The following is a 10,831-nucleotide window of genomic DNA, read 5'->3' on the forward strand; positions in this document are numbered from 1 at the left end:
TGAATCAGAAGAGATCGATGGAGCCACCGCCGCTGGCCACCGGCTGCACGCGCTGCACGGCGACTTGGTCTTGCTGCAGCAGGGCTTCGTTGGCGGCGGCCAAGCGCTTCACCATCGCCTTGCCGCTCTTGGGCAGGAAGCAGACCTTGCGCGGGTAGATGTCCATCACGTCCTTGGACACCACCGGGATGCGCTCGGTCTTCAGGAAGTCGAGCACGAAGTTGGTGTTGCGCTCGCCCACGTTGAGGCTGTTCATGCCGGAGATCACGGCGCCACCGCCGAAGACTTTCGCCTCCATGCGTCCCTTGCTGGCGCCACGCTTCATCATTTCATTGATCAGCAGTTCCATCGCGTAGGTGCCGTAGCGGCCCGACTCGCCATTGCCTTCGGGGAGCATGAAATGGTTCATGCCGCCGACCATGGCCGTGCGGTCCCACAGGCAGGCGGCAATGCAGGAGCCCAGCGTGGTCATGATCAGCAGGTCCTCGCCTTCGACGAAGTACTCGCCCGGCAACACCTTGACCGCAGCGTTCTTGAAGTGCGAATCGAAGAAGAAAAACGAGGCCTCGCCGTTCTTGCGGGGCTGGCTCTTGAGCTTGCTGACCCAGTTGATGCCGGGGTGGGCGCCAGCCGATGCCAGGCTGGAGGAGGCGATCGAAGCGCTGGACAGGCTGCTCATGTCGGACCTACACGCGTTCGTAAATGGTCTTGCCGCGCAGGCGGAACAAGTCCTTGGACTCGGTGAAGTTCTCCGAGTGGCCGACAAAAAGCAAGCCATGCGGTTGCATGACCCGGTGGATGCGCTCCAGCACCTTGCGCTGCGTAGGGGCGTCGAAATAGATCATCACATTGCGGCAGAACACCATGTGAAAGGGTTCGCCGAGCTGCCATTGCGTATGCATCAAGTTGACCACGCGGAAGTCGATGTTGCGGGCCAACTCGGGCTTGAAGCGGATGCGGCCGGAATTGGCACCCGTGCCGCGCATGAAATATTGGCGCAGGCGCTCCGGGGAGAGCCCGCGGGAATCGGCGCTGTACACGCCGCGGCGCGCGGTGGCCAGCACATTGGTGTCGATGTCCGAGCAGATGAGCTGAACCTGGTTCAGGTTGCCCAGCGCTTCGTGGCAAGTCATGGCGATGGAGTAGGGCTCCTCGCCGGTGGAGGCGGCGCAGCACCAGATGCGCAGGGGTTTGCCGACGTAGGCCTTGGCTTCCTGCGCCAGCGCGTGGAAATGGTGTTCCTCGCGGAAGAAGCTGGTGAGGTTGGTCGTCAGGCAGTTGACGAACTCCTGCCACTCCTGCTCGGCGCCTGGCCCGCTGCTGCGCTCCAGTGCATCCAGATAGGTGCTGAATGAGGATTGCCCGGTTTCGCGCAGCCGCCTGGAGAGTCGGCTGTAGACCATCGCATGCTTGCCGTCATGCAGGCTGATGCCGGCATGGCTGTAAATCATGCGCCGCACGCGATCGAAGTCTGCGCGACTGAAACTGAACTCCTGTTCACCGGCTTCTGCACGCGGGTTGTCGTAGGCGGCCATTGAGGGTTCTTCTGCGGATACGGCTTGATTGTGGGAGTCCCGCCAGGGGCGACACCCTAGTATCGTCACGGGGGAGCAGCACTGTATGGCCGCCTTGCCCCCCGAGTAGGCGCTGCTAGACTGGTTTGAGCCGATCCGGCCCCCGCAACCCGCCCAGATGACCGTTTCCGACCCTGGACCCCTGCCAGCCTTGCGCCAGCTCGATCTTGATCGGGCCTTGCAGCTCCTAGATCAGGCCGGGGCCTTGCTGCCGGATGCCGAGCCGTACAGCGTCGCGTGGCTGCAAGGCATCATCGACGCGCTGGCCGATCTGTCCAATCGCGACCCGCTCACTGGTTTGTCGAACCGGCGCAACTTCGAGATGCAGCTCACTCGCGAGATCGACCGCGTGGCGCGCTCGGGCGAGGCGGCCTTGCTGCTGGTGCTGGATATCGACCACTTCAAGAAGGTCAACGACACCCACGGGCATGCCGCGGGGGATCTCGTGATCAAGGCCGTGGCCGATGCCATCGCCCAGGCCGTGCGACCGATGGACACCGTGGCCCGTGTCGGGGGTGAGGAATTTGCGGTGGTGCTGCCCAACTGCTCGGTGAGCTTTGGCCCGACCGTGGCCGAGCGCATCCGGGCGAACGTAGCTGCCACCGAGATCGCCACATCCCCCGGCCAGAAGCTGCAGGTCACTGTCAGCCTGGGCGGGGCCTTTGCGCCGCAGTGGGTGCGCTCGTCGCCCCTGCTGTGGATGGAGCGTGCCGACCGCCAGCTCTACCGGGCCAAGGCCGAGGGGCGTAATCGCGCCTGCCTGGAGCCGCAGGTCGAATCCGTGGTCAGTGCCGATGAAAAGAGCATGTTGTTTGCCGTGACGCCCGAGGAGACCCCATGAGCAATGGCGCCAAGACTGTCGCCATCACCAGTGGCAAAGGGGGCGTGGGCAAGACATTCGTGACCGCCAACCTGGCCTATGCCCTGGCGGCGCGCGGCCAGCGTGTGCTGGTGCTGGACGCCGACCTCGGTCTGGCGAATCTGGACGTGGTGCTGAACCTGCACCCCAAACTCACGCTGCACGACGTCTTCACCGAGAAGTGCACGCTGGAGCAGGCCATCCTGCCTGCCCCGGGTGGGTTTTCGGTGCTGCTGGCGGGTTCGGGCATGGTTGAGTACTCGCGCCTCACGCCCGAGGTGCGCGACAAGCTGCTGCGCATCGTTGATCTGGTCAAACCGCGCTACGACTGGGTGCTGATCGACACCGGCGCCGGCATCTCCGACGTGGTGCTGTACGCCGTGTCGCTTGCCACCGATGTGCTGGTCGTGGCCACGCCCGAGCCCACTTCGCTGACCGATGCCTACGCCACCATCAAGGTGCTGGCCACGCAGCAGCAGCGCCGCCACGTCGGGCTGGTACTGAACCAGGCCAGCCGCGCGGGCGAGGGGCGCGTCATCTGCACGCAGCTGCAAACCGTGCTGGCGCGCTTTGTGGACACCAGCGGCAACAGCTTCCGCCTGGAGCTGATGGGCGAGGTGCGGTCTGACCCGGCGGTGCGCCAGGCGGTGCTGAGGCGCCAGCTGCTGCTGGAGCAAAGCCCCGGTACCGACGCCGCTCAGGGTCTGCGCGCCCTTGCCAATCGGCTGATTGGCTGAGACGGGACAGAGGACGGCCCTGAGGGCTGGCCGACGCCCGTCGAAGGACTGCGCCCGTCACGCGGGCGCAGGCTGGCTGGCGCTGGCAGTCGATGGATGCTTTCGGGCCGCCTCATAGACAAACCATCCCATGACGACCCCCTTCGAAACCCTCGGCGGCGAACCCGCCGTCCGCCACCTGGTCGACCGCTTTTACGACCTGATGGACCTGGAGCCCCGTTTCGCGGCCCTGCGCGCCCTGCACCCCACCACCCTGGAGGGCTCGCGCGACAAGCTGTTCTGGTTCGCTGGTCGGAGGCTGCTACGGGCTGCGCCGCACTGCTACTGCCTATGAAAGCCCAAGACTGACAGGCACTTGCGACCGCGCTGCACTGCTACCCGCTAACCCTCCATGCGACGGGTTTTGCGGACAGCGAACGTACACTGGCTCGACACCGGCCGCCCGGCAAGGCACCCGGTGCGGGTGCACCCCGCGACGGCGGCAACCGTCCGAGGTGCGTGGTCAACCTTCCTACAGAACAGGACGGTCAACGTGTTCACTCTATCAGTCGCCCACTCTGGGCGGCGGCGCAGCCTCGCGCCGCTTTCAACCGCTACCCGTAGCGCCACCGATTATCAAACTCACTCGGCCGATTCCCGAGAGACTGCACCGTGCAAGAGAGGTGCAGCATGAGCAAGACAAAACCGAAGAATCCGAGCCAGAAGCTCCCATTGACCGAGGCCGTCGTGGCGAAGTTCAAGTGCCCGCCCGACGCCAAGGTGGCGTTCATGTGGGACACCGTGCAACGCGGACTTGGTGTCCGGGTACTGCCCGACCACATGCGCAACGGCGAGAAGGTGCCGGGCGCGAAGACCTGGGTCGTTCAGGGCCGAGTCAAGGGCTCGGGCGTCGAGCGGCGCATCACACTTGGGCCGGTCTCTGAGTTCTGGCTCGGCCCCAAGAATGAGGCAGAGGCCGATGCTGAGATGAAGGAGCCGGACGCCAGCAAGGTGAGCGCGCGTGAGCAGGCTCGGCGCATGCGCGTTCAGATGAAAGGCGGCTTGGACCCGGTGGCCGTGCAGGCGGAGAAGGATGCGGAGGTGGCCGCCGCTGCGGCTGCCAAGGACGAACACGACGAGGCGCAGGCATGGACGCTGCGTGCGGTGGCCGAGCGCTACGTCGCCAACAAGAAGACGAATCGCGGGCCGCTCAAGCCGAACACCATCCGGGACATCAACGAGGCGGTGGATAGAGAGCTTCGCGCATGGGCCGACAAGCCCATTGCCTCCATCACCGAGGACATGTGCAAGCTACGGCACGAGGAGTTAGCCACACGTGGCCTCACCGGGAAGCGCCCAGCGCCCCACCAAGCGCGCGGCGCGTTCGTCATCCTTGGCGCGTTGATCAATTACACGATCAACAAGATCCGCGTCAACGGCAAGCGGCTGATGACGGAGAACCCCGTTGACGTGCTGAAGGGGGAGATGGCACCACCACGAAAGAAGACGATCAAGGTGCCAATGGACCGCATCGGCCACGTATGGGAAGCGCTGAGGCAACTGCGCAACGACCCGGCACAGTTCATCACGACGCATACCCAGGCTGACGCACTGGCGTTCATGCTGTTGACCGGCGCCCGCAAGGAAGAGGCGATGCAACTGACCTGGGACCGCATTGAACTGGGCGAGGACGCTGGCTCGTGGCACCTGCCGGACCCGAAGAACGGCTTGCCGATCACGTTGCCGCTCAGTGCCCCGGCGAGGGCGCTGCTGAAGGCGCGGCCCCGGCGCCAGGGCTGCGACTGGGTGTTCCAGCGCAAGGACTGGAAGGGCGGGCACAGCACCCCGCGCGGCCCGGCCATGGCCGCTGTCATCGCGGCGGCCGGGTGCCACCTCGACCGCCATGCGCTCAGAAGGACGATGACCTCTCTGGCGCTCACCGTCCTGGACATCCCTCTGTGGAAGGTCGAGCTTTTGACTGGGCACAAGCTAACGGGCAACGTCACCTTGAACCACTACACCGAGACCAGCGACCTGCGCTACCTCGCCCCCGAGGCCGAGCGCATCGGGGCCTGGATCGTTGAGCAGGGGAACATCGCGGCAGGCCGCAACGTGGTCACGTTGCCGGACCGAAAGCGGGCCTGATCGCTGCACGCGGCGCAGGGCGCGCCGTGAGCCGATGATGCAACACTGATCAAGGGATACCCGGTATAAAAGCGTCATAGGCAACCCGGGCCGCATCACAGCATGGCTGTATGCGGTGCGCTAGAACCCGCATGGGCGGGGCACGGATTTCGTCAATCCGCTGCCTCGCCCTTTTGCTTTCCGCGTGGCAGCTCGAATGGAGTTAGCCACATGGACGCCACCGACCCCAAGTCGCCCGAGTACCTGCTGAACGAGCAGGAGGTCTGCGACTGGCTGCGCATCTCGCTCGCCACTGCCCGCAAGTGGCGCTTCGTCGGGCGCGGCCCGACCTTTCGCAAGCTGGACGGCACGCACCTCGTTCGCTACCGCCGCGCCGATGTGCAGGCGTGGCTCGACGGGAACACCTTCGTCAGCACCACGCGTAGGGCAGAGCCAGCAGCGGCCTGACGCCCGACGCAGGACGCTCTGTCCTGCGCCCCCACCTATGCAACCGCCACGCGGTCGGCCCTGGCTGTCCGTGGGCTGTAGGGATTCACACGATGCAAGCTCAAAAGAATGGGCTGGTCGCCACCACAGCGCCAGCCCTGAACAATGCAAGAGCCTCCAGTATGGCGACAACCAGCGCCGGCAGGCTTGACCACAGGCCCAGCGGCAGCGCGCACCCTGGCTCCCGCACCCTACCCCCTTCCCAGGCGGCAAACGCGCCCCAGCGGGCAGCCAGCGCGGCCGGCGGGGCACTGCGGCAGGGGGTGCGGCATGGCTAAGCTGGACCCGCCCTTTGACGCCACCCGGTGGGCCACGCGGTCCGCACAGCCAACCACCGAACCGTCAACCGAGGCGGTGCTGTCCATGTTCTGGGAGGGTCAGCCGCCGAAAGCGGCCCAGGCACCACCACCCGTGCAACCGCCGCCGGTTGCGCCAAGCCCCACGCGGCCGCTTCAACTTCCGCCCGGCAACGCTGGCACGCTGGCGCAGTGGCTGCTGAACGTTGCGCTGCTGCCGATCCCTGAAGTAGCCACAGTGACCACGCTCGGCCTACTCGCCGGCATCGCTGGCCGCGCATGGACCACGCCGACACCGTGCACGGGCCTGAACATTTACCTCGGCCTCGTCGCACGCAGCGCGACCGGGAAGGAGATGCTCCACGAGGGCGCCGGCCGCGTGCTGGTGGCGGTGCGGCGCAAAGTCCCCGCAGTCGTCGAGCTGGTGAACTTCGACGAGTACGCCAGCGGGCCGGCCTTGGCGAAGCGCTGTGCCGGCCAGCCCAGTTCGTTCGCCAACTTCACGAGCGAGCTTGGCCGCCGGCTGAAGCGCATGGCGAACCCGAAGGACGCACCCATGGCCGACCTTCGGACCACGTTGCTGAAGCTGTACAGCAAGAGCGGGCCAACGTCGTTCGTCGGGGATCTGGTCTACAGCAACGCCCGGCATTCGGTCCCCGGCGCCGTGGCGTGCAGCCTGATCGGCGAAACAACGCCCGGCACGCTGCGCGCGGCCATGACGCAAGACATGATGGAGGACGGGTTCCTGTCGCGCTTCGGGTGGGTCGAGTACACGGGCGACCGGCCGGCCGAGAACCCGCACGTCGCTGCGCATGCCGAACTGCCGGCCGAATTGGTGGACTTGCTGGCGAACATCGCCCTCAGTGCGCTCGCCATGCTGCAGAACGGCACGACATGCGAGGTTCAGCGCGGCGCCGATGCAGCGGGCCGGCTGGAAGCGTTCAAGCGCCGATGCGACGCGGCCATTCGAGCGGCGGGCGACAACGAGTCGCAGCGGCAGATATGGAGCCGGGCGAACCTGAAGGCCATCAAGTACGCCTCGCTCCTGGCCGTGGCCGATAACCACATCCAGCCGTCCATCACCGACGCACATGCGGAGTGGGCCATTGCCTTGGTCGAGCGCGATGCGGCGATGTTCGAGCGCAGCCTGGCAGCCGGTGACGTTGGCAGCGATGTAGTCGCGCAGGAGAAGAAGCTGCTGCACGTCGTCCGCGAGTACCTGACCAAGCCGCTTTCGCCAAGCTACGGCTTCCCGCAGCAGATGAGATTGGATGGTGTCGTGCCGAGGAAGTACCTGCAACAACGCACGTCCGACACGGCCGCGTTTAAGAGCCACCCGCTGGGCGCCACGGCCGCGCTTGACCACGCACTGCGCAGCGTCTGTGACAGCGGCTACATGGTCGAGATACCGAAGGAGAAGGCCGGGGAGCTGTACACCTTCCAGGGCCGATGCTTCCGAGTGGTGAGCTTGCCGAACCTATGACCACAGGTGCATCGGCGCTTAACGCGCTTTGAGTTGCTTAACGCCGATGCACCCTGCGCCATAGGGCAACAGCACAAAGTTAAGAGGTTAAGCAAGTTAAGCAGGACACCCCCTGTCTGGTCGTTGGTAGTAAGGGGTATGGGGGTCTTAACGCTTAACCCCTTAACGCTGCGGCCATCGGCCCGTTCGACCATCGCCGGCACGCAGGGCACAGGACCGCCCATCCTGCGCGCAGGTGTGGCTAACACATTGATTTATCAAGCGTTTTTGCCCAAACGAAGCCACAGTGCTACCCGTTGTGCGCCGGTAGTACGCACCCAGGAGCCCCCAGCCATGCAAGACACCGCCACCCAGGCCGACGAGCCCGACACCGACACCCTGCCCGACCAGCGCACCGTCGCGGAGCGCAAGGCAGACCGCATGGCGATCCTGTCGCCGCTCGGCCAAGCCATCGAGGGCCGGCCCATTGGCAACCCGCGCCGCGCCGAACTGCCGCCCGTGTGGGTCGATCAACTCAGTCGCCCCCCGCTTGGGTATGCACCGGACAGCGTCAAGCAGCTGCCCGAGTATGAAGAGCATTCTGGATTCGTGGCCGAGGCTGTCGATGCGTTGCAGGCCATGCACGACTTTCTGGCGCAGGTGATCGATGGGCGAGAAAAGGTCAAGCAGAACCCGGCGCTCGCGCCCGCCGCGCAAGTGCTGGAGATTGCCGGCTATGCCGACGGCAAGATGCCGGCAGTGACGCGCAAGCTCGACGCGGCCATGAAGGTGATGGACGCGCGCATTGCCGAAGCGGAGACCTCGTTGCGCAGTGGCATCGCTGGGTCGGCGGTGGGCACTGTGGCCACCGAGATTCGCCAGCACGTGAAGGCGATGAAGAACGGCGCGGAGCGCATGAAGTTCATGCGCGGCCTAATCGAGGCGGGCGACACGGAGAGCGTCGCCGCTGTGCTGAAAACGAAGAGCTACTTGAGCGGCCTGTCGGACGCCGAAGCGAACCTGCTGCTGCACGAAGTGAACGTGGCGGCACGCCCCGAACTGCCCGCGCGCATCGCTTTCATGAAGCGGGCGCGCGATCACCTGGAGCGCACTTCCGCCCCGTTCATCCTCGACGTGCAGCGCGCGGTCGGCGTCAAGTTCGACACCGTAAAGCGGCTGCGCGAGCAGGTCGCCGCAGCCAAGCTCAACTGAAGGAGAACGAAATTGGCCTCTATGACCGAAGCTGAACTGGCGCGTTACAACGCCCAGCGACAGGCCGCGATTGAGCAGCAGAACGCCCACAGGCGCCAGCACGGCGAGGCAATCACGCCCGGCCTTTCTGGCAGCAAAGATCCCAGTGCGACGCCCTGGTGCACCGTCACGCCCGGTCTGCCCGGCCAGCGCTTCGGTCGCCGCCGCTGAGCACCTGCGTTTCGCCTGCGTTCAATGTCCGCGATCCCCGAAGAACCCGACTGGCTGCGCAACTGGAAGGCAGCCCCTCCGCCCGCCGACCCGAAGCGCGCCAGCGGCGGCACGTTTGCGCCCGGTGTGTCCGGTAACCCGCAAGGGATGAAGCCCGGCACGAAGCACCGTCGCACGCTGCTGGCCGAGCAGTTTGACGAGGGCATCGAGCAGATCGTGGCTGTGGTCAAGGCCCGTGCGCTGGAGGGCGACTTGCAGGCGGCCGGCCTCGTGCTGGCCCGTGCCGTGCCGCCCAAGCGCGCAGTCAGCGAGCGCACACCGTTCGAGTTGGACACCAGCAAGCCCGCGTCGGACCAAGCGGCACAGATTCTCAAAGCGATGGCCGATGGCGACCTGCCCGTCGATGTTGGCCACACCGTGCTCGCCTGCCTCACGGCCAGAGTCGCCTTGCAGCAGGCCGAAACGCTCGAAGACCGCCTTGCCGCGCTGGAGCGTGGTCAACACCTGACCGGCACCCCGTCCGGCATCAAGTTCATCCCCATGGAGCAGCAACAGCCATGAACTACAAAGCCCTCTTCCTCCGCGACAACGAAGTGCCGCCCGTCGTGCGCGTGTTCACCTCCGAGGACGCGAAGAACCCCGCCGAGCAACGCACCCTCATTCGCGGCAAGGGCGAGAGCCCCGAGGAGTTCTGGGACCGCACGCAGCAGGCGTGCCAACAGGCCTCGCTGCTCTGCGGCTTCTCCCGTTGGGTGTTCTTCGAGTGCGTCTACGACCCGCCCAGCGCGGAGGAGTACCCGAACTACTACGACGATGAACGGGCCAACACGATCAAGAGCCTGCGGCGCATCCTCGCCAACGACCGGGAGCCGGCCGAGGTGCAGATCGCGGCCGTGAAGCTCTTGAACAGGGTCCAGGGACTGGTGCCGGCCACCGGCGCGGAGTGACCACGCATGCCGCGCCTCGTCACCAGTTCCCGCATCGTTGGCCGCATTGCCGCGCGCAAGGCCGAGCGGCCCCGTGTGGGCGTGATGCTTATGCCTGCGCCCATGTCGCTGGAAGAGTTTGAGGCCGACGCCATGAGCCAGCAGGCGCGGCTCCTGGCCGACTCCTTGGCCGACTTGGAGCGAGGTGTGGTCAATGCCGGCGGCATGTCGCCCGAGCTGGCGGCGGAGGCCGAGCGCAACGCGGCGGCGCTGACCACGGGCTACAGCCTGACGACCGGAGAACGTCACCTTATGGTCAACACGCCGACCGGCCCGACGCGCTTCCGCCCGGTGACGCGATGAAAGACCGGCTGACGCTCGTGCGCGAGGAACTTGCCGACACGGCGCTGGTGCTGGAGGGCCTGTCCTGCCGGCTGCTGAACATGGGCTACAAGGACACGGCGGCGGACTTGCGACTACAGGCCGTCAAAGCCGCGCGCCTCTGCGTGCGCCTGCACCGGGGCGACCCGGACAAGCACCTGACGACGGGCCTCCTGGCGCTCGTCATGGACCCGCCGGACAGCGCATAGCCCCCCCGGAAGCCAAGGCAGGGCGATTAGCGAACCGTCCGCACCTGCCCAGGCTCGACCGCCAGACCGACAACGGACGCAGCATCGGCCGGGCCCAAGGTGGCACCTCCTGCTGACCTTGGGCCGGTGACGGTGCCGGAGCCCGCCGCGTGCGGGCTTCGTTATGACCACAGGATGCCCTGTCCTCTGCGGCCGCCCAGGGCCAGGGCGACTCGCGCCGCTCTGCTGTCTGTCGCGGATCGCCGTATTGGAGCCACCCATGTCCGCCATATTGGAGCCAGCAACAGGTGGGGTAAACGGGCGTCCCGAGGGGGTTACGCCGGGATGGATTTTGACGGTTTGACGGGACTGGTTT

General features: G+C 66.1%; 14 protein-coding genes. 12 read left to right on the forward strand and 2 right to left on the reverse strand.

Annotation, left to right across the window (positions count from 1 at the left end; all coding sequences use genetic code 11):
* Window positions 1-4: 4 nt before the first annotated feature.
* Window positions 5-679, reverse strand: a complete 675-nt coding sequence (cheD, locus tag ACE3QP_RS15125; protein ID WP_374437315.1) for a chemoreceptor glutamine deamidase CheD — start codon at window positions 677-679, stop codon at window positions 5-7.
* Window positions 680-686: 7 nt separating this feature from the next.
* The gene (locus tag ACE3QP_RS15130) at window positions 687-1,535 is read right to left on the reverse strand and encodes a CheR family methyltransferase (RefSeq protein WP_198112486.1); all 849 of its coding nucleotides are present in this window, start codon (window positions 1,533-1,535) and stop codon (window positions 687-689) included.
* A 157-nt stretch (window positions 1,536-1,692) separates the two neighbouring features.
* Between ACE3QP_RS15130 and ACE3QP_RS15135 the strand changes: the two genes are divergently transcribed.
* The 12 genes from ACE3QP_RS15135 to ACE3QP_RS15190 all read left to right on the forward strand — a co-directional run bounded on the left by ACE3QP_RS15135 (window position 1,693) and on the right by ACE3QP_RS15190 (window position 10,476).
* Window positions 1,693-2,415, forward strand: coding sequence for a GGDEF domain-containing protein (locus tag ACE3QP_RS15135; protein WP_374437316.1), 723 nt, complete (start codon window positions 1,693-1,695; stop codon window positions 2,413-2,415).
* Complete coding sequence (locus ACE3QP_RS15140; protein ID WP_374437317.1) at window positions 2,412-3,170, forward strand: MinD/ParA family protein; 759 nt, start codon at window positions 2,412-2,414, stop codon at window positions 3,168-3,170. The genes ACE3QP_RS15135 and ACE3QP_RS15140 overlap by 4 nt, the downstream gene beginning before the upstream one ends.
* Window positions 3,171-3,300: 130 nt before the next feature.
* Window positions 3,301-3,504: a hypothetical protein gene (locus ACE3QP_RS15145; RefSeq protein WP_374437318.1), complete on the forward strand. Its 204-nt coding sequence runs from the start codon at window positions 3,301-3,303 to the stop codon at window positions 3,502-3,504.
* Between the two features lie 335 nt (window positions 3,505-3,839).
* Complete coding sequence (locus tag ACE3QP_RS15150) at window positions 3,840-5,294, forward strand: tyrosine-type recombinase/integrase (RefSeq protein WP_374437319.1); 1,455 nt, start codon at window positions 3,840-3,842, stop codon at window positions 5,292-5,294.
* A 210-nt stretch (window positions 5,295-5,504) separates the two neighbouring features.
* Window positions 5,505-5,741 (forward strand): helix-turn-helix transcriptional regulator, encoded by a 237-nt coding sequence (locus ACE3QP_RS15155; RefSeq protein WP_374437320.1) that lies wholly within the window; start codon window positions 5,505-5,507, stop codon window positions 5,739-5,741.
* A gap of 309 nt (window positions 5,742-6,050) precedes the next feature.
* The gene (locus tag ACE3QP_RS15160; RefSeq protein WP_374437321.1) at window positions 6,051-7,559 is read left to right on the forward strand and encodes a DUF3987 domain-containing protein; all 1,509 of its coding nucleotides are present in this window, start codon (window positions 6,051-6,053) and stop codon (window positions 7,557-7,559) included.
* 333 nt (window positions 7,560-7,892) lie between these two features.
* Window positions 7,893-8,750 carry a hypothetical protein gene (locus ACE3QP_RS15165; RefSeq protein WP_374437322.1) on the forward strand — a complete coding sequence of 286 codons (858 nt, stop codon included), beginning with the start codon at window positions 7,893-7,895 and terminating at the stop codon, window positions 8,748-8,750.
* A 21-nt stretch (window positions 8,751-8,771) separates the two neighbouring features.
* Window positions 8,772-8,960 carry a hypothetical protein gene (locus ACE3QP_RS15170; protein WP_374437323.1) on the forward strand — a complete coding sequence of 63 codons (189 nt, stop codon included), beginning with the start codon at window positions 8,772-8,774 and terminating at the stop codon, window positions 8,958-8,960.
* A 24-nt stretch (window positions 8,961-8,984) separates the two neighbouring features.
* Complete coding sequence (locus ACE3QP_RS15175) at window positions 8,985-9,521, forward strand: DUF5681 domain-containing protein (protein ID WP_374437324.1); 537 nt, start codon at window positions 8,985-8,987, stop codon at window positions 9,519-9,521.
* The gene (locus ACE3QP_RS15180; RefSeq protein ID WP_374437325.1) at window positions 9,518-9,907 is read left to right on the forward strand and encodes a hypothetical protein; all 390 of its coding nucleotides are present in this window, start codon (window positions 9,518-9,520) and stop codon (window positions 9,905-9,907) included. The genes ACE3QP_RS15175 and ACE3QP_RS15180 overlap by 4 nt, the downstream gene beginning before the upstream one ends.
* 6 nt (window positions 9,908-9,913) lie before the next feature.
* Window positions 9,914-10,249 (forward strand): hypothetical protein, encoded by a 336-nt coding sequence (locus ACE3QP_RS15185; RefSeq protein WP_374437326.1) that lies wholly within the window; start codon window positions 9,914-9,916, stop codon window positions 10,247-10,249.
* A complete protein-coding gene (locus ACE3QP_RS15190; RefSeq protein WP_374437327.1) occupies window positions 10,246-10,476 on the forward strand; it encodes a hypothetical protein in 231 nt (76 codons plus the stop codon). Before ACE3QP_RS15185 ends, ACE3QP_RS15190 begins: the two co-directional genes overlap by 4 nt.
* Window positions 10,477-10,831: the final 355 nt, after the last annotated feature.

Source organism: Inhella sp., assembly GCF_041912635.1.
Lineage (GTDB): Bacteria > Pseudomonadota > Gammaproteobacteria > Burkholderiales > Burkholderiaceae_C > Inhella.

What these genes read in the sequence shown, in the direction of transcription:
- cheD (WP_374437315.1), bottom strand. Translation starts at nt 679, where the DNA reads ATGAGCAGCCTGTCCAGCGCTTCGATCGCCTCCTCCAGCCTGGCATCG.
- ACE3QP_RS15130 (WP_198112486.1), bottom strand. Translation starts at nt 1,535, where the DNA reads ATGGCCGCCTACGACAACCCGCGTGCAGAAGCCGGTGAACAGGAGTTC.
- ACE3QP_RS15135 (WP_374437316.1), top strand. Translation starts at nt 1,693, where the DNA reads ATGACCGTTTCCGACCCTGGACCCCTGCCAGCCTTGCGCCAGCTCGAT.
- ACE3QP_RS15140 (WP_374437317.1), top strand. Translation starts at nt 2,412, where the DNA reads ATGAGCAATGGCGCCAAGACTGTCGCCATCACCAGTGGCAAAGGGGGC.
- ACE3QP_RS15145 (WP_374437318.1), top strand. Translation starts at nt 3,301, where the DNA reads ATGACGACCCCCTTCGAAACCCTCGGCGGCGAACCCGCCGTCCGCCAC.
- ACE3QP_RS15150 (WP_374437319.1), top strand. Translation starts at nt 3,840, where the DNA reads ATGAGCAAGACAAAACCGAAGAATCCGAGCCAGAAGCTCCCATTGACC.
- ACE3QP_RS15155 (WP_374437320.1), top strand. Translation starts at nt 5,505, where the DNA reads ATGGACGCCACCGACCCCAAGTCGCCCGAGTACCTGCTGAACGAGCAG.
- ACE3QP_RS15160 (WP_374437321.1), top strand. Translation starts at nt 6,051, where the DNA reads ATGGCTAAGCTGGACCCGCCCTTTGACGCCACCCGGTGGGCCACGCGG.
- ACE3QP_RS15165 (WP_374437322.1), top strand. Translation starts at nt 7,893, where the DNA reads ATGCAAGACACCGCCACCCAGGCCGACGAGCCCGACACCGACACCCTG.
- ACE3QP_RS15170 (WP_374437323.1), top strand. Translation starts at nt 8,772, where the DNA reads ATGACCGAAGCTGAACTGGCGCGTTACAACGCCCAGCGACAGGCCGCG.
- ACE3QP_RS15175 (WP_374437324.1), top strand. Translation starts at nt 8,985, where the DNA reads ATGTCCGCGATCCCCGAAGAACCCGACTGGCTGCGCAACTGGAAGGCA.
- ACE3QP_RS15180 (WP_374437325.1), top strand. Translation starts at nt 9,518, where the DNA reads ATGAACTACAAAGCCCTCTTCCTCCGCGACAACGAAGTGCCGCCCGTC.
- ACE3QP_RS15185 (WP_374437326.1), top strand. Translation starts at nt 9,914, where the DNA reads ATGCCGCGCCTCGTCACCAGTTCCCGCATCGTTGGCCGCATTGCCGCG.
- ACE3QP_RS15190 (WP_374437327.1), top strand. Translation starts at nt 10,246, where the DNA reads ATGAAAGACCGGCTGACGCTCGTGCGCGAGGAACTTGCCGACACGGCG.